General features: G+C 40.8%; 21 protein-coding genes. 5 read left to right on the top strand and 16 right to left on the bottom strand.

Going from position 1 to position 20,151, the window contains the following annotated elements:
* Nucleotides 1-35: 35 nt before the first annotated feature.
* The 3 genes from HMPREF9257_RS08735 to rpiA are packed head-to-tail and all read right to left on the bottom strand — an operon-like array spanning nt 36 to nt 2,636.
* Entirely contained in the window at nt 36-602 is a 567-nt protein-coding gene (locus tag HMPREF9257_RS08735) for a helix-turn-helix transcriptional regulator (RefSeq protein ID WP_006418116.1), read from the bottom strand.
* Nucleotides 603-630: 28 nt separating this feature from the next.
* On the bottom strand, nt 631-1,935 hold the full coding sequence (locus tag HMPREF9257_RS03705; protein WP_006418126.1) for a pyrimidine-nucleoside phosphorylase: 1,305 nt from the start codon (nt 1,933-1,935) through the stop codon (nt 631-633).
* Nucleotides 1,936-1,937: 2 nt separating this feature from the next.
* The gene (rpiA, locus tag HMPREF9257_RS03700) at nt 1,938-2,636 is read right to left on the bottom strand and encodes a ribose-5-phosphate isomerase RpiA (protein WP_006418123.1); all 699 of its coding nucleotides are present in this window, start codon (nt 2,634-2,636) and stop codon (nt 1,938-1,940) included.
* Nucleotides 2,637-3,201: 565 nt separating this feature from the next.
* Between rpiA and HMPREF9257_RS03695 the strand changes: the two genes are divergently transcribed.
* The gene (locus HMPREF9257_RS03695) at nt 3,202-3,843 is read left to right on the top strand and encodes a CpXC domain-containing protein (RefSeq protein ID WP_006418113.1); all 642 of its coding nucleotides are present in this window, start codon (nt 3,202-3,204) and stop codon (nt 3,841-3,843) included.
* A gap of 10 nt (nt 3,844-3,853) precedes the next feature.
* Nucleotides 3,854-4,108, top strand: a complete 255-nt coding sequence (locus HMPREF9257_RS03690) for a glycerate kinase (RefSeq protein WP_280960062.1) — start codon at nt 3,854-3,856, stop codon at nt 4,106-4,108.
* A 76-nt stretch (nt 4,109-4,184) separates the two neighbouring features.
* Here the strand turns inward: HMPREF9257_RS03690 and HMPREF9257_RS03685 are convergent, their stop codons facing one another.
* From HMPREF9257_RS03685 to tsaE, 9 genes are all read right to left on the bottom strand, one after another.
* Nucleotides 4,185-5,165, bottom strand: coding sequence for a glycosyltransferase family 2 protein (locus HMPREF9257_RS03685; protein WP_006418115.1), 981 nt, complete (start codon nt 5,163-5,165; stop codon nt 4,185-4,187).
* The gene (locus HMPREF9257_RS03680; RefSeq protein WP_218015544.1) at nt 5,155-5,538 is read right to left on the bottom strand and encodes a GtrA family protein; all 384 of its coding nucleotides are present in this window, start codon (nt 5,536-5,538) and stop codon (nt 5,155-5,157) included. The genes HMPREF9257_RS03685 and HMPREF9257_RS03680 overlap by 11 nt, the downstream gene beginning before the upstream one ends.
* A gap of 682 nt (nt 5,539-6,220) precedes the next feature.
* The gene (locus HMPREF9257_RS03675; protein ID WP_006418122.1) at nt 6,221-7,297 is read right to left on the bottom strand and encodes an ABC transporter substrate-binding protein; all 1,077 of its coding nucleotides are present in this window, start codon (nt 7,295-7,297) and stop codon (nt 6,221-6,223) included.
* A complete protein-coding gene (locus HMPREF9257_RS03670; RefSeq protein WP_006418124.1) occupies nt 7,294-8,118 on the bottom strand; it encodes an ABC transporter permease in 825 nt (274 codons plus the stop codon). The genes HMPREF9257_RS03675 and HMPREF9257_RS03670 overlap by 4 nt, the downstream gene beginning before the upstream one ends.
* Nucleotides 8,119-8,931, bottom strand: a complete 813-nt coding sequence (locus tag HMPREF9257_RS03665) for an ABC transporter permease (protein ID WP_006418111.1) — start codon at nt 8,929-8,931, stop codon at nt 8,119-8,121.
* Nucleotides 8,932-8,941: 10 nt separating this feature from the next.
* Nucleotides 8,942-10,030, bottom strand: a complete 1,089-nt coding sequence (locus HMPREF9257_RS03660) for an ABC transporter ATP-binding protein (RefSeq protein ID WP_006418127.1) — start codon at nt 10,028-10,030, stop codon at nt 8,942-8,944.
* Nucleotides 10,031-10,414: 384 nt separating this feature from the next.
* Complete coding sequence (murB, locus tag HMPREF9257_RS03655; protein ID WP_006418120.1) at nt 10,415-11,326, bottom strand: UDP-N-acetylmuramate dehydrogenase; 912 nt, start codon at nt 11,324-11,326, stop codon at nt 10,415-10,417.
* Between the two features lie 118 nt (nt 11,327-11,444).
* Nucleotides 11,445-11,984, bottom strand: a complete 540-nt coding sequence (locus HMPREF9257_RS03650) for a GNAT family N-acetyltransferase (RefSeq protein WP_006418117.1) — start codon at nt 11,982-11,984, stop codon at nt 11,445-11,447.
* The gene (tsaE, locus tag HMPREF9257_RS03645) at nt 11,984-12,460 is read right to left on the bottom strand and encodes a tRNA (adenosine(37)-N6)-threonylcarbamoyltransferase complex ATPase subunit type 1 TsaE (RefSeq protein WP_006418114.1); all 477 of its coding nucleotides are present in this window, start codon (nt 12,458-12,460) and stop codon (nt 11,984-11,986) included. Before tsaE ends, HMPREF9257_RS03650 begins: the two co-directional genes overlap by 1 nt.
* 145 nt (nt 12,461-12,605) lie before the next feature.
* On the opposite strand from tsaE, the gene HMPREF9257_RS03640 reads away from it, so the two are divergent.
* Nucleotides 12,606-13,235 (top strand): DUF4430 domain-containing protein, encoded by a 630-nt coding sequence (locus HMPREF9257_RS03640; protein WP_006418118.1) that lies wholly within the window; start codon nt 12,606-12,608, stop codon nt 13,233-13,235.
* A gap of 354 nt (nt 13,236-13,589) precedes the next feature.
* On the opposite strand, the gene pta is transcribed toward HMPREF9257_RS03640, so the two are convergent.
* From pta to nrdI, 4 genes are all read right to left on the bottom strand, one after another.
* Nucleotides 13,590-14,579 carry a phosphate acetyltransferase gene (gene pta, locus HMPREF9257_RS03635; RefSeq protein ID WP_006418110.1) on the bottom strand — a complete coding sequence of 330 codons (990 nt, stop codon included), beginning with the start codon at nt 14,577-14,579 and terminating at the stop codon, nt 13,590-13,592.
* Between the two features lie 292 nt (nt 14,580-14,871).
* Entirely contained in the window at nt 14,872-15,963 is a 1,092-nt protein-coding gene (gene nrdF / locus HMPREF9257_RS03630) for a class 1b ribonucleoside-diphosphate reductase subunit beta (RefSeq protein ID WP_006418125.1), read from the bottom strand.
* A gap of 23 nt (nt 15,964-15,986) precedes the next feature.
* The gene (nrdE, locus tag HMPREF9257_RS03625; RefSeq protein WP_040466677.1) at nt 15,987-18,152 is read right to left on the bottom strand and encodes a class 1b ribonucleoside-diphosphate reductase subunit alpha; all 2,166 of its coding nucleotides are present in this window, start codon (nt 18,150-18,152) and stop codon (nt 15,987-15,989) included.
* Nucleotides 18,142-18,522, bottom strand: a complete 381-nt coding sequence (gene nrdI, locus HMPREF9257_RS03620) for a class Ib ribonucleoside-diphosphate reductase assembly flavoprotein NrdI (RefSeq protein ID WP_006418128.1) — start codon at nt 18,520-18,522, stop codon at nt 18,142-18,144. The genes nrdE and nrdI overlap by 11 nt, the downstream gene beginning before the upstream one ends.
* 282 nt (nt 18,523-18,804) lie before the next feature.
* Here nrdI and HMPREF9257_RS03615 point away from each other — a divergent pair, with 282 nt between their 5' ends.
* Together HMPREF9257_RS03615 and HMPREF9257_RS03610 are read left to right on the top strand one after the other, a co-directional pair.
* Nucleotides 18,805-19,263: a BlaI/MecI/CopY family transcriptional regulator gene (locus HMPREF9257_RS03615; RefSeq protein WP_006418108.1), complete on the top strand. Its 459-nt coding sequence runs from the start codon at nt 18,805-18,807 to the stop codon at nt 19,261-19,263.
* Between the two features lie 33 nt (nt 19,264-19,296).
* Nucleotides 19,297-19,710 (top strand): bis(5'-nucleosyl)-tetraphosphatase, encoded by a 414-nt coding sequence (locus tag HMPREF9257_RS03610; RefSeq protein WP_006418109.1) that lies wholly within the window; start codon nt 19,297-19,299, stop codon nt 19,708-19,710.
* Nucleotides 19,711-20,151 lie beyond the last annotated feature (441 nt).

Here is a 20,151-nt window from a genome sequence, read left to right as displayed (position 1 = left end):
AAAGAAAACATCCTATAAGAATGTTTTCTTTTTTATTATTCTTCATATTGGACACTGAAGAAACCGCGTCGTTTCACACGAACATCATATTGTAATTGATAATGCAGCTGTCCTGCAGCCATAGCCTGTTTAATCGCCGCCACTTCTGCTTGAGCTTGGTCAACACTCCGGTACCAGGCTAAGTCTTTTTTCACCGCTTTGAAAAAAGAATGCGGTTGTAAGCCGACCAAAAGAGCGTCAGGCTTATAATCAGCATAGGCATATTTCTCAATGATTTCAAAATCGTAAAAAGCTTCATTAACATCTGAGTCTATCTTACTTTGAATCATGATAAATTGTGGTTGGGGTTTGGTTGTTTTGATTAATTTAGCCTGTCCTGACAAGTTAGCCTTTTTGGCTGGCTGCTTCTTTTCCTGACCTAAAATATCATCATAAGATAGGTTAAAATAATCAACTAAAATAGCTAGTTTCTCAAAACTTGGTTCAGCTGTCCCTTTTTCATATTTAGAGATGGATTGACGCGTAACCGCCATCACCTGAGCCAAATCCTCTTGGGACATGTCATGTTCTAAGCGAATTCGTTTTAAATTATCCTTAAACATAAATATCCCTCCTTTATCCTATCTTAGTTTAAACATGACCTATCGTATCGATAATTAATGTCGGTTGCTTAACTGCTTCGCCTAGTGTTACTGCGGCCAGAATTTTTTCAATCACATCGTCTACCTGTTCACGGTCAGCATAAATAGTGGCAAGACTTTGTCCTTGATCTACATAATCCCCAATCTTAGCTTGAACCATCAGTCCCACAGCAGGATCAATCACATCGTCTAAAGTATTTCGGCCGGCACCCAATAAATTGGCTGCTACCCCTATATCATGAGCCACCCAATCAGTGACATATCCTGCCTGTGGAGCGGGTACTTCTATTTTATACTTAGCTTGAGGTAACAAGCTAGGGTCATCAGCCACGGCCGGATTCCCCCCTTGAGCTTGGACAAAATCCTTAAATTTAGCTAAGGCAGACCCATCGTCAATCTTAGCTTGTAACATTGCCTTACCCACTTCTAAATTATCAGCAGCGCCCGCTGCAATTAACATTTGGCTTCCCAAAACTAAACATAGGTCGGTTAAATCTTGGGGACCATGACCTTTTAAGGTATCGATCGCTTCTTGAATTTCAAGGGCATTTCCGACTGCCCGGCCTAAGGGTTGACTCATATCAGAAATCACTGCCAAGACTTGACGGCCTACAACTTGGCCAATCGATACCATGGTCTGGGCTAATTCACGGGCTTGGTCCACATTTTTCATAAAGGCTCCATCGCCGACCTTAACATCTAAGACAATAGCATCCGCCCCAGCCGCAATTTTCTTACTCATAATGGAAGAGGCAATTAAGGGAATCGATTGGACCGTTGAAGTGACATCCCTCAAGGCATACATTTTCTTATCCGCAGGCGTTAGGTTACCTGTTTGACCCACGACCGCTAACTTATTCTTATTAACTAGTTTAATAAAATCCTCTACTGGAACTTCAGTGTGGAAACCAGGAATCGCTTCTAGCTTATCAATGGTCCCACCAGTATGACCCAAGCCACGACCAGACATTTTAGCAACTGGGACACCACAGGCAGCTACTAGAGGGGCCAAAATAATAGTGGTAGTATCTCCCACTCCGCCAGTGGAATGTTTATCTACCTTAACCCCTTCAATCGCAGACAAGTCCATTTGGTCGCCTGATTCAGCCATAGCCATGGTGAGCCATCCCGCTTCTTCTTTAGACATTCCTTGGAAATAAACCGACATCATAAAAGCAGCCATTTGATAATTAGGAATCGTTTCATTGGTAAAATTAGTCACGATATATTGGATTTCATCCTGAGTCAAAGCTTGGCCCATTTGTTTTTTCTCGATTAAGTCAATCATTCGCATGGTTAAACGCTCCCGTCTAATTTTTTATGGTGTTCATCAATATTACCATCACTGGTTCCCACAATAATCATATCTGCAATATTAAGAAAAAGGCCGTGGTCTACTACCCCAACCATATTTTTTAATTCAAAAGCCAGTCGTTGAATATCATCGGTTGGACCGAGGTGAAGGTCAATAATATAGTTGTCAGCATCGGTACAATAAAGTTTATCCTTACCGGCTTTACGAAAACTAGGATTCATGCCGGCCTGATGGAAGGTCTTAAATAGTTTCCAGGCACCAAATTTAATCACTTCAACTGCAATTGGAAAGGCCCCCAGTTTATCTTTTATCTTATCTTGAGACACAATCCAAATTACCCTGTCACTATAGAGAGACAAGATTTTCTCATAAAGGAGGGCGCCACCACCACCCTTTATTCCATTAAAATCTAGGGTTGCTTCATCAGCCCCATCCACTAGGAGATCAACTTTTTCAACATCATCAATACGGACCATATCAATTCCAAAGTCTAAACCGAGCTGAAAGGATTCTTTGGAAGTGGCAACTGCACGAATTGCCTGTAAGTCCCCATTAGCAATTTGCTGTCCTAATTCTTTTATAAAATAATAAGCGGTAGATCCCGTCCCTAAACCAACCACCATGCCATCACGTACATGGCTCACGGCGTACTTACCTGCATTTTCTTTCATATTTACCATTGCTTCACCCCACTCGAGCGTCATTATAGTTATAGAGATTATAACATAAACCATTGGCTGGCTACATTATCTTGCATAAAAAGGGAACGGACTAGAAGTAGAAAATCTCAGATTTCCGCTTCATCTGTCCGCTCCTGCACAGCTGATAAAGAGGGTGCAGTCACATTGTGACGCTATTACCCTATAAATATTCCTGCAACTAAATATATTTTTTGAATGAATCTAAGAATGAACTTACTCACTCAATGATTCAAACAAATGCTCTCTAAGCAATTACAATCGGTCTCATCATAATATTGTTCTCCTTAAGTTGGTGCCATCTGTATCTGACTGCCTTTTATTGCAAGGCGCAACATCTTAAGGTGCTTTTCTCAATAAAATTATCATACCCTATCTAGAATGCGGTTTCAATATAGTTTTTAAGTCGCCTAATAAGTAAAGAAAATCTCTAAGCAAGACAGAGTGAGACAAAACTTAGTTACACTGATATAGCAACTAAGTTTTGTATGTAAAAAAAGCTTAAATTATGATAGGCTAAATATATCTATTATCTAGGAGGCGGCTTATGTCTAAAAATATTGAACTACGGTGTCCAGTTTGTGACCATCCCAGTCAACAAGAACTAGAAACATACATTAACACTCGTGAAAATTCCCAAGCAGTTGCAGATTTAAAAAATAACAAACTCTTTCTTTTCGAGTGTGACCAATGTGGTGCCAAACGGCAATTAGAAAGCCAATTTGTTTACCATAACCCTGATAAAAATTATATGTTAATCAATTATCCTGGCCTTTACCAAAACCAAGAACAAGCTCTAGCTAGAGGTCAGGTCATCCTTAAGGAAAAAATTAGCGATCCAAGGAGCTACCAACTTCGCTTAGTCCCTAGCCTAGCCTATTTGGTCGAAAAAATTCAAATTTTTGAAGATGACTTAGACGATCGGATTGTTGAGATTGTCAAACTTTTAACCGACGGGCTCTTGGCCAAGGAAAAACAAGATGCCCAAGTGCAGGGACGGTTCTTCTACAAACAAGGAGACCAACGAAAAATACTGTACCTTTTGAGTGATGATCAAGTTCTGGTCGACTTCAATCAATCTTTAATGGATTTTGCTATCGATAAATTTAAAAAAGCAACCACTGCAACGGTGAAAGGACAATGGCAAGTAATTGACCAAGCTTATGCAGAACAGCTATTAAGTAAATAGAAAAGATAAAATTGATGGTCAAACGCTCTTTGGTAAAGCGCCCATGGGGGTCGCCCAGCTTGCCAATAAATACCAAGTTCCCCTAATTGGGATTGCCGGTCATCTGGGCCAAGACCTAATTCCCCTTTACCGGGCTGGGTTTACTGCTCTCTTTTCCATCAATCCCAGACCTCAGAGTCTTGCCCATGCCCTGAACCTAGGGCCTAAGAATCTAGAAACCTTAGCCTATAATTTGAGCCGTTTACTCACTAAGACCACTCATTAAATCATAAAAAAGCGGGAGCAAGACTTTTAGTCCTACTTCCGCTTTTTATTTTCTTTATTTTAACTTACTTATCTTCTTATACTTCTTCAGTATCCAAAAGACTATCAGAATCATTTAAGACGGCTTCTTTAATAATATAAAGAGGGCGTTGTTTGCTTTCGATAAATATTTTACCGATGTATTTACCTAGAATACCTAGGCATAGTAACTGCATGCCACCCAAGCCTGAAACCAGGACAACCAAGGTGGGCCAACCCGCAACGTCACCGCCAAACAAGATAGTCCGAAAGAAGATATAAGCCCCATAAATCAAGGCAAACAAGAAAGAGATAAAACCTAAGACACTAGCAATGGTCAAGGGCATATCAGAAAAAGAAATCAAGCCTTCGACGGCATACGACACCAATTTTTGGAAGGACCAGGACGACCCACCCGCTGACCGTTCCACATTGGGATAGGATATATAAGCAACATTAAAGCCCACCCAGGAAAAAATCCCCTTGGAAAAACGATTAATTTCAGGTAAGGAAATCACCGCTTGGACAACCTCTTGAGTCATCAAACGAAAGTCACGTGCCCCTTCTTCTAATTTAACATCAGAAATCAAATTATTCAGCTTATAATAAAGGTTGGCAAAGAAAGACCGAACGGGCGGTTCCCCGGCACGGTCCTTCCGGCGAGTTGCCACCACATCATAATTCCCACTTACCAAAGTTTCATGCATCTCTTTAAGTAGTTCCGGTGGATCTTGCAGGTCGGCATCCATGAGAGCCACCCATTGACCCTTGGCAACCTCTAAGCCCGCTTTAATTGCCGCTTCCTTACCGAAATTTCGTGAAAATGAAAGATAGGAAATCCTTTTAGGGTCAGTTGCTTGCAAGGTCTTCATCTTTGCTAAGGTTTGGTCCTTAGAACCGTCATTGACCAAAATAAGTTCTAGATAAACTTGACTAAACTCAGTCTGGAGCTTTTTGATGGCTTGGTAAAATAAATCAAGACTGGCTTCCTCATTATAGCAAGGAACCACAATACTCATTGTTTCTGCTTTAATCTTCATGCAGGGATGACCTTCCTTCTAAGAGCAACTTCCGGGTCACAAAGTTAAAGACCATGACCACACCCGTGACTAGGATCTTGGCAATATTAGGGATAATTTGAAGAGTTTCCACACTAAACCGCATTAAGACCACATTCAGAATTAAGCCAATGATGGATAGACCCACAAAAATCATAAATTCCCGGTGGCGATCTTCCTTAGCATATTTACTCTTAAAGACATATTTCATGGAAGCCCAATAGTTGAAGATAGTCGATAGGGAAAAAGCAATCACCGTGGCTACATTGTAATGCCAACCTAAAAGATTATAGATAAAAACAAAAATCGTATAATCAATGACAGTCGCAATCACACCCACAATAGCAAAATCCATTATCTGCTTGATTAAGTGCTGGATAGTTTTCAGAACAATCCCTCTTTCTAAATAAAAATGGGCGGGATGATTAGCAAGGAAATTTTCCTTTCCCGCTTGCCCCGCCCTCCTAGCTATCATTAAAATAGAACCCATTTGTCCGCAAGCCAGAGTAATGCTTAAACCGGCAGGCATAGGGGGCTGGGCAAAAAAAGCCCAGTCCCGCTTCAATTAATTAAATATAAGTAAATTATCGCAGTGGTTTGCTGTGGTTCTTGGAGTGAAACGACTTAGAAAAACAGTAGTTAAGCGAAGGGATAAGCTTAACTTCTATGTAGCAAAGCGATGTGTTCCACCCTAGTCAAGAATGCACTGGGCGGGTAATCAAGGCAGCTAAGCTCACTTGTTCACTCAGCTACTGGATCACTTACTGGGGCGCTTGGAATGAAACAACTTAGCGCCCCAGTAGTTGAGTGAAAATATGAGCTCAACTACATTTATCCGAGTGCTTCAGCAAGCAAAAATCAAAGATTTTCTACTTCTTGCCCGCTCCCAAGTGCGGCAGTTCCAAGGCTTCCCCCAAGACATGATTGAGTAATTCCAAGCGAAACACAGCTTTCCTTTTACACAATACCGCTTTTAAGTAAAGCTTGGCAAGTTTTTTGATAGTCATGCCTCGTATTTATTTCCAACCCTTTACGGATTACGATTTTGGTTCAATTTTAACTTCTAAGAAACGATCATTATATTCAATTAACTTGGCTTGACCTAAGTTTCGGTAGACTTCTAACTTATCCATAATCGCTTGGTCGGGATAAAAAGCCTTATCATCCGTAATTTCCTTAGGTAGGGCCGCTTTAGCTTCCATATTCGGCGTAGCGTAACCAACATACTCAGCATTAGCAATCGAAGCTTCTTTGGAAATAAGAAAGTTAATTAAGGCATAGGCTCCTTCTACATTATCAGCAATCTTAGGGATGGCAAAGGTATCCAACCAAAGATTAGACCCCTTTTCCGGAACCACGTAAGCTAAGTCTTCATTTTGATCCATGGCCGTAGCGGCTTCTCCGGAGAAGGTCACTGCCAAAGGCACTTCGCCCTCAGCAATATGCATCTTAATTTCATCAGTAATTAAACCGACCACATTCGGCATGAGGGTTTTCATCTTGTCAGCCGCTGCCCGGATATGGCTTGAATCTATATCATTCAAGGAGTAACCCAGACTTTGCAAGCCAATCCCAATCATTTCGCGGGCCCCGTCAATCATGAGAATTTTGCCTTGGTAGGCTGGATTCCAAAGGTCGGCCCAATCGCGGATAGAACCTTCTTCAATCATTGAGGTATTGTAGATAATACCTAAGGTGCCCCAGAAATAAGGGACTGAATATTGATTTTGGGGATCATAGGCTAAGTCCAAAAATTGAGGGTCAATTTGAGCTAAATTCGGTAATTTACTATGGTCCAAAGGCAAAAGGAGGTCATTTTCTTTCATGGCCTCCACCATGTATTCAGAAGGGACTATCACATCATAGTTTGTCCCTCCTTGTTGAACCTTGGTCATCATGGCTTCATTGGAGTCAAAGGTTTCATAGATTACCCGATAGCCCGTTTCTGATTCAAATTCATCAATCAGGGCTGGATCAATATAATCACCCCAATTATAAAAGTTAATCACATTAGCCGCATCATTGGCCGAGCCAGCTTCCATTTGGTGACGGGCTAAGAACAAGATTGCCACGAGTAATAGGGCTAAAGAAACAAAATTTCTTAAGAGTTTCATGAACGCGCCGCCCCCTTCCGTTTTAATTGTCGGTAGCTAGACCGTTGTTCGGAAACTTGTAAATAATAATATCCCGATACGAGGAGCAATGCCACGATAAACATTAAGGCTGATAAGGCATTAATTTCCAGTGAAATCCCAGTCCGGGCCCGGGAATAAACTTCCACCGACACTGTAGAAAAACCGTTTCCGGTTAAGAAGAAGGTCACGGCAAAGTCATCCAAGGAATAAGTAAAGGCCATAAAGAAACCAGCGATAATCCCTGGCGTTAAATTCGGAAGCAGCACTCGGGTCAGAATTTGCCAATAATTAGCGCCTAAGTCCTGGGCCGCGGTCACCATATTCAGGTTAAGTTCATACATCCGAGGTAGAACCATCAAGACCACAATCGGGACCGAAAAGGCCACATGGGCAATCAAAACCGTCCAAAAACCCATTTTAATTGGAATTAAAGAGGTAAATAAAATCAAGAAGGAAGCCCCAATCATAACATCCGGGGTCACCATTAAGACATTATTTAAGTTCAACAAGGCGGCCCGGATTTTTTTATGCCGGGTATAATAAATCGCAATGGCGCCCGCCGTCCCGATCATGGTGGCTAATAAGGCAGATAAGATAGCCACAATGAAGGTGTTGAGGATGTAGACCAAGAGCCGGGTATCAGCAAAGAGAGTTTGATAATGTTCCCAGGTAAAACCAGTGAATTGGCTCATGTTTCCACCGGCATTAAAGGAATAGAAAATCAGGTAGGCAATCGGAATATACAGAATGACAAAAATTAGAATTAAATACAAGTAGGAAAATTTAAACTTTTCTTTCATTTAATCTTGCCCCCCTTGTTCATGGCGGTCACGGGTTAAGTACATGATAAGGATCATAGCCAAGAGTAGAATTACCCCAATGGTCGCCCCCATCCCCCAGTTTTGCGTGACGAGGAAATGTTGTTCCACTGCAGTACCTAAAGTAATCACCCGGTTCCCTCCGATTAAACGAGTTAACATAAAAAGGGATAAGGAAGGGATAAAGACCGCTTGAACGCCAGACTTCACCCCGCGAATTGATAGGGGGAAAATAACTTTTTGTAGGCGTTTCAAGGAATTGGCCCCCAAATCCAGTGACGCTTCCATCAAGGAATCAGGAATATCATCAATGGAGTTAAAAATCGGTAAGACCATAAAAGGCAATTCTACATAGACCGCCACTAGGATAAAGGCGGTATTGGTAAAGAGCAATTGAACATCATAGAAACCAATGGCTTCTAACCATCCTACAATTGGACCTGATTTGGATAGGATCCCAATAAAAGCATAAATTTTGAGCAAAAGATTAATCCAAGTGGGCAAAATGACTAAGAGCAGCCACAGGTTTTTGCGTTTAGTTTTGGTCAAAAGATAGGCAAAAGGATAGGCCAATAAAAGCGTGATAGCGGTCACCAAAAAGGCTGTCACAAAAGATGAAACGGTCATAATCAGGTAATTAGCTGAGGTGAAGTAATAGAGATAATTATTTAAGGTAAAATGGCCCTCAATATCAAACAGTGACCGGTATATCAGAAGTAATATCGGTGCAATCACGAAAATGGCAATCCATAAATAATAGGGAATAGCCAAATAATGATTATTCTTACGGTTCATGGTCGCCCTCCTAATCTTCGTATTGTTCTAAACGGGCGTCGAAGTCTTCTTCACTTTCGTTAAAGCGCATCACGTGAATGTCGGAAGGCGTAAAACTCAAACCATAGACTGAACCTGCTTGAACCTTTTGGGTGGTATGGATCATCCATTCATTACCTTCTTGGTCATAGGCAATAATTTCATTGAAGACCCCCCGGAAAAGACTGGTATCAATGGTAACATTCAACTTACCTTGGTCGCGCGGCACTATGAGGATATCTTCTGGCCGGATGACCACTTCTACGGCCTCCCCTTGGGGAATCCCAGCATCTTCACATTCGAATCGACGGCCGTTAAATTCAACTAAGTAGTCTTCAATCATCTTGGCATTCACAATATTAGATTCACCGATAAAGTCAGCCACAAAATGGTTAATGGGTTCATCATAAATATCGGTTGGCGTCCCAGATTGAACAATCTCACCATCATTCATGACAAAAATCCAATCAGACATGGCTAAGGCTTCTTCCTGATCATGGGTGACAAAGACAAAGGTAATCCCTAGTCTTTTTTGGAGTTCCCGTAATTCATACTGCATATCCGTCCGTAGTTTTAAATCTAAGGCAGACAGCGGCTCATCGAGTAAAAGTACATCCGGTTCATTCACCAAGGCACGCGCAATCGCTACCCGTTGGCGTTGCCCCCCGGATAATTCTGATATTTGTCTTTGGGCCAATTCGCCCAGTTGGACCATATTTAAGGCCTCGTGAACTTTGCTTTCTAGTTCTTTTTTGGGTGTGCCCTTGATTGATAGACCAAAAGCAACATTATCAAAGACATTCATGTGTGGAAACAAGGCGTAGTCTTGGAAGACCGTATTAACCTTGCGTTTGTTAGCGGGAATATCATTCACTTTTTTGCTACCTAAATAAACATCGCCAGCAGTTACTTGCGTGAACCCGGCAATAATTCGTAGGAGGGTTGTCTTGCCACAGCCAGATGGACCCAGTAGCGTATAGAACTTGCCCTCCTCCAATTCCATATCAATCGACTTTAAGATTTCGGTGTCATCGAAGGATTTTTTAACGCCTTCAAGTCGCACACTGTATTCTGTCTGCATCAAACATGCCCCCTTATAATTGGTTTTGTAGGAAGCGGGCAAGAAGCATGAAAATCTCTGATTTTCGCTTCGTCTGCCCGCCCAGCGCATTCTTGACTGGAATGGAAGAAGTCGCATTGCGACGCCGTTTCCATCCAGTCAACTACTGCCTTGTCTCATTCTAATTTTAAGATAAATGAGCGGGACTGAGACTTTTTGCCCAGCCTCGCCAAAAATTATAACATAGCTGACTTTAAAAAAACGGTTTTTTATCAAATTCCCATTTGAAAATTGAGAATATTCAGCTAAAGAAAAACGGAACTGAGAGTCAGACAGGTTAGCTTGGGTTGAGGAACGACAAAGAAAGAGTCTGGCGATCGCCAGACTTTTTTTAATCTTATTAATTTATGCTTCTTCCAAAGGCTGCCCAATAATTCGGACTTCGGTTTCCAACTTAACTTCATTCAGTTCCCAAATTTTGTCTTGAATAAAATGAATAAGATTTTCATAATCAGTGGCGGTTGCGCCCGCAATATTGACAATGAACCCAGCATGCTTAGTAGAGATTTGCGCCCCACCCATTTGCATTCCTTGTAAACCAGCATCTTGGATTAATTTCCCGGTAAAGTGTCCTGGAGGACGCTTAAATACAGACCCACAAGATGGGTACTCCAAGGGTTGCTTGGATTGGCGCAAATCAGTTAAGTGATCCATTTCCGCCTTAATTTTAAGAGCATCGCCAGAAGTTAAATTGAGGGTCACTGATAAAATTATCTCATTATTTTCCTGAAAAACACTATGCCGGTAGGAAAAATCACACATGGACCGGTCGTATTCGTGGAGTTGGTTGTCTCGGTCAATGGTAAGAACCGTCAAAGGAATGTCCACCATTTCACCGCCGTAAGCTCCTGCATTCATAAAAATAGCCCCCCCAGTTGAGCCTGGGATACCACAAGCAAATTCTAAACCAGTTAAACCAGCTTTATAGGCTGCCTGACTGACATCGATGATTTTGGCGCCGCTCAAGGCTGTAATCTGGGTCTGGTTAACAAGGATTTGATCCATCAAGGTCAAAATCATCACCACACCCCGGATGCCCCCGTCGCGTACAATTAAGTTAGAGAGGTTACCTAAAATGGTTAGAGGTACTTGGTTTTCCTTAACCCAAACAACAATGTCACGCACCTCTTCAACGGAACGAGGAAAGACAATGGCATCAGCTGGTCCCCCAGTTTTGGTGTAACTATAATCGGCCAAAGGCGCATCTAATTTGATTTCCATCATTGGGAAGGCCTTGACTAAAGTATTTAATTTCATTTAATTACGTCCTTTTATTATTCTTTATCTTATCCCTTTGATTCTAGTAAATAAAAGACCGTCTGTAAAGGCCAGACAGTCTAATTATTTATTATTCCGAAAACTAAGTCAAAATCCATTAAATTATTTTTTCCATAAGAAGAGTATCATAGAAAACATGGTCAATCTGGATTCGTTTGCTTAAACGGCCTACTTGTTGAAAACCATAACGTTTATATAACTTGATAGCTCTTTGATTATTCGCCATAACCTCTAAATTAAGTACCTTAATATTATTTTCTTCCGCAAACAGAATCAACTCTTCCATAAAAACTGATCCCATACCGTAGCCCCAATATTCTTTGATAATAGCCATCCCAATTTCTGCCACATGGGCTTGACGAGAGTGATTCAAGGAGATTAAATTAGCTAAACCTACCAGTTGGTCATCCACCTCAATCACTAAAAAGAGGTCCCGGTCACTGTTGAGATATTGCTGAATGAGGGTTTTCTCCCGGTCAAGTGTCATGCCCGGATCAAACATAATAAAATTAGTTTCCCGAGAGACATGACGCAACAGACCAATAATCGCTTTGGCATCTGAGAGTCGGGGTTCTCGTATTATAGTTTCTAATTCTTCCGTTTTAATCTCCGCTTGATTATCTTCATTTTTTAGCATTAGGTCCTCCTAAAAAAATTTTTCAACCATTTATTTAGTAAGTCTGTATAAATTCCAGCTTCTTGCTGGCTATGGATTTGGATTAACCGATCTTGGTCCCCTTGACCTGAAAAGTCAATCCACAAATAATCATTAGGTAAAGCAGGTTCCATAAATTGGGCCCATTCAATTAAAACAACTTTATCCGCTGCCAGATAATAGTCCCAATCCATGTCTTCCTGCCCCCCCGCCTCAAGACGATAAGCATCGATATGAACCAAAGTCATTTGATCTAGGGAATATTCTTTTACGATGGTGTAAGTGGGGCTTTTGATGGCACGCTGGATGCCTAAGGCTCGGCCCAGACCCTGGGTAAAGGTCGTCTTGCCTGCTCCTAGATTACCTTCTAAACGTAGTACCATTCCCGCCTGTAAATAAGGGGCTAAAGCGGCTGCCAAAGCCTGAGTTTCTTGACTGGATTGTGTAATAATTTGCATTTCGGGGTCAGCTACCTTTCCCTTATATTTTCTGATGTCGTTTCCATTATAACGAAAGTTCTATTGTAATGCGATTTATTTGACTTTTCCCTATTTTATTGCTATTTTTAATAGGAATAAGTAAAAAAATCAAGGAGGGTTTTTTATGAAAAAATCACTTAAATTTATGGCAATGGCTGCCTTATCCTTATTATTAGTGGCATGTAATAATAATAACGACAATACTGACCAAGCCGCTAGTCAAGAAGCCGCTAGCTCAGCGGTCGAAAGCCAAAGTTCTGAAGCTGCTAGCTCTTCAACTAGCGAAAGTACCAGTTCAGATTCTATGACGAGTGGCTCCGAAAATAACTCAGAATCAGAAGCTAACTCAGATGAATCTGCCAGCGATAGCGAAGCAAATGGTGACGAAGCTATGGGCGAAACTGCTAAATTTAGCTTCTATATCGCAGGTCAAGAAGGTGCTATCTTAGAAGCAGATGTTCCTGTAACTGAAGACATGAGCGTTCTAGATGCCATGGAAAGTATCGATGATTTAGACTTCACCTTCAATGAAGAAGAAGGTGTAATTGACCATATTGCTGAATACGAAAATGATTACGAAAATGGCGTTACCTGGACATATCTCTTTAACGACCAATTTGCCGAATTAGGGGTTGTGTCACAAAAGCTTAAAGCTGGTGACAAGATTGCTTGGTACTACGGTACTGCTGATGACCTACCAGAAATTATTATTCCAGCTGAAGAAGATGCTACAACTGAAGAAGACGCTGAATAATATTGTTTCATATTAAAAATTGAACGCTGCCCCTAGGGGCAGCGTTTTTGTTTAGCTTGTATGAGGGGTGATATTTAACATTAGTGTAGTAACTTGCCCAGAAAAAATTTTTGATAACTATTGTTCGCTAAGACTTGCGAAGATAAATTTCTTGGCACGTCTGGCTCCTGTAAAATTACCAAAATCTTTTCTAACAAGTAAAGTCCCGGTCAAAAGCAGCCGGGACTTTCATATTTCCCTGCAATTCCATGATGTTGACACATATTATTTCATCCTAAAAAAAATTAAAAGGCCCCCAGCCAATCACGCAAGGTGACAACTAGGGGCACTTTAAAATCTAACTTTTTACTGAAATTATCCCATTTGAGCTTGGCGGGCAGTGATGACAGATACTTTATACACATCTTCTTCCACACAACCACGAGATAAGTCAGATACTGGCTTGTTCAAACCTTGAAGGATTGGGCCAATAGCTTGGTAACCACCCAAACGTTGGGCGATCTTGTAGCCGATGTTACCAGATTGGATTTCTGGGAAAACAAAGACTGTTGCGTGACCTGCTACTTTTGATTCAGGAGCTTTCTTTTCAGCAACCGCTTCAACATAAGCCGCATCAAATTGTAATTCACCATCGATTGGTAGTTCAGGAGCTAATTCTTGAGCTAATTTAGTCGCTTCAACGACCCGGTCAACATCATCCGATTTTGCAGAACCTTTGCTTGAGAAACTCAACAAAGCAATGCGAGGATCAATTTCAAACATTTCAGCAGTTTTTGCAGAAACAACCGCAATTTCAGCTAATTGTTGAGCAGATGGGGCAATATTAATGGCACAGTCAGCAAAAATTAAACGTTGACCATCATTTTCACGCGGAATCATTAAGAAAGCACCAGAGGTTGATGAAATACCTTCTTTAGTCTTGATAATTTGTAGAGCTGGACGTACAGTATCACCGGTTGAGTATTGAGCACCGCAGACCATTCCATCCGCTTTGTCCATATACACTAACATTGTACCGAAGTATGCATGGTCTTTTAACATGGTTTGAGCTTTAGCTTCGTCAACTTTACCTTTACGACGTTCAACAAAAGCAGCTACCATTTGGTCGTATTCTGGATAATTTTCTGGATCGATAATTTCAATTCCATCAATAATCCAAGAGTTCTTTTGCGCAATTTCTTTAATTTCATCAGGGTTACCAATTAAGACTGGATCCACTAATTCATCTGCTTTCAAACGAACCGCTGCGCCAAGGACGCGAGGATCGGTAGCTTCTGGATAGGCAATGGATACATGTTGCCCTTTCAAGTGTGCTGAGAGTGTCTTAATTACATCTTTTTTCATGCATATTCCTCCATTTTTGTTTGTGCTAACACAATTACTACTTTTATTATATCGCTAGATAGGCCCTAAGCACAATATGAAAGCATAATATAGAATATAAGCTCAGGTTATAGCTTGGACATTCTCCCACCTGGTTAGCTTGGGGTATAAAAAAAGGATGGCCCATTGCCATCCTTTGCATTTACTATTCCTAAAAAATCTCAATCATAATAATTTACTAAGCATATCAAAATAAAATGACTTGGACGTTTAAAAGCAAACATCAAAAATTTTAATGTCGTGGTGGTGGACTCTAATTATTATCTGGATTTTCTGGAGTTTGCGCCTTAATTGTTTCGAAATTCACTGGACTACTGGTTTGTTCTTCCCGTTGCCGTTTTTTTTCCGCCCGGTAAGCTCGTCGTTGTTTTTGTCGGTTAGAAGTAGCCCATTTAGAATAGTCTTCTTCTTCCATGGCTTGCACTTGTCCCAAGAGATAACCATTTCCCACTTGGGAGAAGAAATCATGGTTAGAGGTACCTGTAGAGATTCCATTCATCACGATAGGGTTGACATCTTCAGCCGTATCAGCAAAAAGTGGGTCAAATCCAAGGTTTTGTAAGGCTTTATTGGCATTATAGCGGACAAAGGTATTAACTTCTTCGGTCCAGCCTAATTCATCATAAATGTATGAAGTGTATTTTTCTTCATTGCTATATAACTCAAAACAAAGATTGAAGACCCATTGTTTGAGTTCTTCTTGGTCAGTTTCACTCAAGGCATTGTAGCCTAACTGGAATTTATAGCCAATATAGGTTCCATGAACGGATTCATCCCGCAAAATTAATTTAATAATTTCAGCCACATTAGGCAATTTATTATTACCCAAATACCATAATGGTGCATAGAAACCGGAATAGAATAAAAAAGATTCTAACAAGACTGAAGCGGCTTTTTTCTGAAGCGGAGTCCCGGTTTGATAAATCCGGTTAATTTTATCAGACTTAAATTGGATTAACTCGTGGGTATCCGTCCATTCAAAAATCGCATCAATTTCCGCATTGGTATTTAAAGTGATGAAAATCGTTGAATAGGATTTAGCGTGGACAGATTCCATGAAATGGATATTGGATAAAACAGAACGTTCATGACTAGTCCGAGCATCTGGTAACAGAACGATCGCTCCCTGTTCAGATTGGACGGTATCTAAGAGGGTCAAGCCCCCAAAAACTTTCCCCACCATATCTTGCTCAGCCTTAGAGAGGCGGCGCCAGTCATCTAAGTCATTCGAAACCGGAATCCGGGTATCGAGCCAGAACTGCTCGGTTAATTTTTCCCAGGTGAGTTTATCAATGACGTCTTCAATATCGTTCCAGTTGATTGCTTTATAATTTGGTTGAACCATGTCGACTTCCTTTCTTATTGACCCTAAATTGAACAAGATTCACAGTAATTTGACCCAATTTCATCCCCATCATCGGTAAAGGTACGGACGTAGTAAATTGATTTGATTCCTTGGTTCCAGGCATAGTTCCGTAGAATATTTAAGTCTCGCGTGGTCAATTTATTATCATCAGCTTTTTTCCAAGGATATAGGCCCGATGGAATTTCAGACCGCATAAAGAGAGTCATAGACATACCTTGGTCGATATGTTTTTGGGCTGCCGCATACACATCAATCACCAGACGCATGTCAATGTCATATACAGACTTATAATAGTCAATGGTATCATTGGATAAGTATGGAGCTGGATAATAGGTTTTACCTGTTTTCTTTTCTTGACGTTCTTCAATTAAGCGAATGATTGGATGCAGACTTGCTGAAGTTTCATTGACGTATGAAATAGATCCAGTCGGTGCGATGGCTTGTCGGTAAGCGTGATAGAGACCATGGGCTTGGACTTTTTCCTTGAGGGCTTGCCAGTCCTCAGCCGTTGGTAGGTGAATCCCCTTCATAATCTCTTTGACTTTATCGGATTGGATTTCAAAAGGTTGGTCAATATAACGGTCAAAATAAAGACCAGAAGCATAATCAGACTTATCAAAGTTATAGAAGGATTGACCCCGTTCTTGGGCAATCTGATTAGACGAAAGCAAGGTATAATAATTTACCGCATAGAAGTAAGCTTCGGTTAATTCTAAGGATTCGTCAGAACCATAGTCGATCTGATTAATCGCGAATAAGGTGTGAAGCCCCATGGCCCCTAGACCAATGGTATGTTGGAGCTCATTTCCGTTTTTAACGGAAGGAACTGCATCAATTGAAGTATGGTCAGTAACAAAGGTCAATGCCCGCACAGCGACATCAATGGATTGGGCGAAATTAGGTGATTGCACCATATTGACCACATTGGTTGAACCTAAATTACATGAAATATCCATGCCCATTTCTTCATAACTTTGGTCATCTCGAATTTTAGATGGTTTTTGGACTTGGAGAATTTCAGAACATAAGTTAGACATGACAATCCGACCATCAATCGGGTTGGCTTCATTGGCGGTATCAATATTAATGATATAAGGGTAGCCAGATTCTTGTTGGAGCTTAGAAATTTCATTTTCTAACTCACGGGCTTTGACTTTATACTTGCGAATATTAGGGTTATGGACCATATTTTCATATTCTTCGGTAATATTGACATAAGCAAAAGCTTGGCCGTATTCTCGTTCCACGTCATAAGGTGAGAACAAGAACATATCGGCATTTTCTGCCACTAATTCGTAGAACTTATCCGGAACAGTTAAGCCTAAAGATAAGGTCTTGACCCGGATTTTTTCATCGGCATTTTCTTTCTTAGTCGATAAGAAACGGACTACGTCTGGGTGGAAAACGGATAGGTAAACCACACCAGCCCCATTCCGTTGGCCTAATTGGTTGGCATAAGAAAAGGAATCTTCGAATAATTTCATGACTGGGACAACTCCGGAAGCAGCATTTTCCACTTTTTTGATTGGAGCACCTTCTTCACGAAGATTAGATAAGTTGATTCCAACCCCACCTCCACGCTTAGATAGCTGCAAGGCTGAGTTAATTGACCGACCTATGGCATTCATATCATCAGAAATTTCAATCAAGAAACAAGAAACCATTTCTCCCCGCCGTTTACGACCCGCATTTAAGAAAGTTGGGGTCGCCGGTTGGAAACGTTGGGTAATCAATTCATCCCGTAATTTGCGGGCAAAGTCAGGGTCACCATTAGCTAAATACAAGGCATTAAAGACAATCCGGTCTTCAAAGCGTTCTAAATACCGCTTGCCGTCATTAGTCTTAAGGGCATATTGGTTATAAAACTTATGGGCTCCCATGAAAGACTTAAAACGGAATTTATAATCATAGGTCGATTGCATGAGTTCTTTAATAAAGGCCCGATCATACTTATTAATAAACTCAGCTTCAATATAATCATGCTCGATGAGGTAATCTAATTTTTCATCCAAGGTATAGAAGAAAACTGTATTAGGGTTCACATGTTCCAAGAAAAAAGCTCGAGCTGCTTCCTTATCTTTATGAAGCGGGATTTTGCCATCCACGGGAATATTTAATTCATTATTTAATTTAAAGTAAGTAATTTCGTTAGGACTTTTAGACTGAATGGGTGTTTTCAAGGTGCTTCACTATCTCCTTTACTTTGTTGACATCATTGACGGAGCCCATAAATTCGAACTCGTGCAAGAGGGGGAGGTCATAATCTAAGGCCAAATCTTTGGCGGTAAAACAGAATAAATCATTGAAATTGCGGTTTCCCCCGCCAATAACGCCTTGGCAGTGGGTTAAGTTAGCACCTGTCTCAATGAAATCATTCATAATATCCGTTACTTCAATCTCATAGGTGGGGACAATCATAATAAAATCTTGGTCAACTTCGGTAAAACAATTGGCTTCGGAAATCTCTAATAAGGGATAGTCAAACTTGTTTACAAAGCGGCGCGTATTGCCCACGATGGACATATAAACTAGTAACATCTCAATACCTCCTTGGAAAAATGTCAATTATTATCTTACCATGTAGCTTCCTTGGCAACAAGGATAAAAATCCGAATATTTAGTGGTTTGAATTTTATGCAACACAATATATTGTGGTCACATGTAAGGGATTATAAATAACTAAGCTCGTCGCCCTTTAATTTTTAAAGGAAAAAATTATTAATTTATACCTGCTTAGGATAAAATCTACTTTACTTGTTTTAGTCAGCTGACAGGCGTAAACTAGAATAGAAACAAATAACTTTTTGAAAGGAGTTGCCCATGTCCACCACTCAGACTAAAAAAAATAATATTACCGATGCTGAATGGGAAATCATGCGGGTTTTGTGGGCCCAAGCCCCTTTAGAATCACGGCAAATTATTGACCGGATTCTGGCCCTCCATCCCTGGAAAGAAGCCACGGTTAAAACTCTCATCCAGCGCTTGGTTGATAAAGAAGCCTTAGCTAAAAACACCCTAGTTTCACCCTACCAATACACCCCTCTAGTCGACCAAATCCAAGTCTCCAATGAAAAATTAGACCAAGTTTTTCAAAAAAACTGCACTAAAGACGCGGGGGCCCTCATCCAACATAGCTTGGATATAGCCACCCTATCCCAGGCAGATTGCCAACGTCTCATCCAAGTTTTGGAAACAAAAGCTCAAACAGCACCTGTCCAAGTTGCATGCCAATGCCCACCCGGCCAATGCCACTGTCATTTACACAGTCATCATGCTTAAACTGAATCAGTTTAACTCACGAAAGGAAAACCTATGAAAAAAGAAAAATCCTGTGGGGCCCTAGTTTATCATACAGATAGTAAAGGCCAAGTAACTTATTTATTAATTCAACATAAAAATGGTGGTCACTGGGCCTTTACCAAGGGCCACGTTGAAGGCCAAGAAAGTGAAGCAGAAACGGCTTTACGTGAAATTCAAGAAGAAGTTCAGCTTCAAGTTGACTTAGATCAAGGCTTTCGTCACCTTACCACCTACAGTCCCAAGCCAGGTGTGACCAAGGATGTCATCTACTTTGTAGCCCAAAGTCAAAGTCAAACGGTTAAAACTCAAGTTGAGGAAGTCCTTGCCTATGCTTGGCTTCCCTTTGACCAAGCCTTGGCTCAATTAAGCTATCCTAATGACCAGGCCATCCTAAGCGCCGCCCATGACTACCTAAGTAAAAAGTAATTACTTTTTTAAAAGTCAGCAAGATAACCACCGCCACCAAGCACCTTATTATAGGCTTGGTGGCGGCTTTTTATTTAGTGTAATTTTTCTAGCGGGTGGAAGCCAATAATCAGGGTTCTGTCCAAGCTTGCCTGCTTAAATTTTGCTTGTTGTGACAGATTTTCTATACTTATAAGTCAAGTAAAGAAAGCCCAGGTTAGCTTTCTTTACTTACCACATAAGTATGGAAAAATCAGCTCTGTTTTCTTTACTTACCATACAAGTATGGAAAAATCAGCCCAGTTTTCTTTACCTACCACACAAGTATGGAAAAATCAGCTCTGTTTTCTTTACTTACCACACAAGTATGGAAAAATCAGCCCAGTTTTCTTTACTTACCATACAAGTATGGAAAAAATCAGCTCAGTTTTCTTTACTTACCATAAAGTATGGAAAAATCAG

This window comes from Eremococcus coleocola ACS-139-V-Col8, from assembly GCF_000183205.1.
Classification (GTDB): domain Bacteria; phylum Bacillota; class Bacilli; order Lactobacillales; family Aerococcaceae; genus Eremococcus; species Eremococcus coleocola.
The sequence above is the reverse complement of the archived record's forward strand: the minus strand, read 5'-3'. Positions and strand labels throughout refer to the sequence as shown.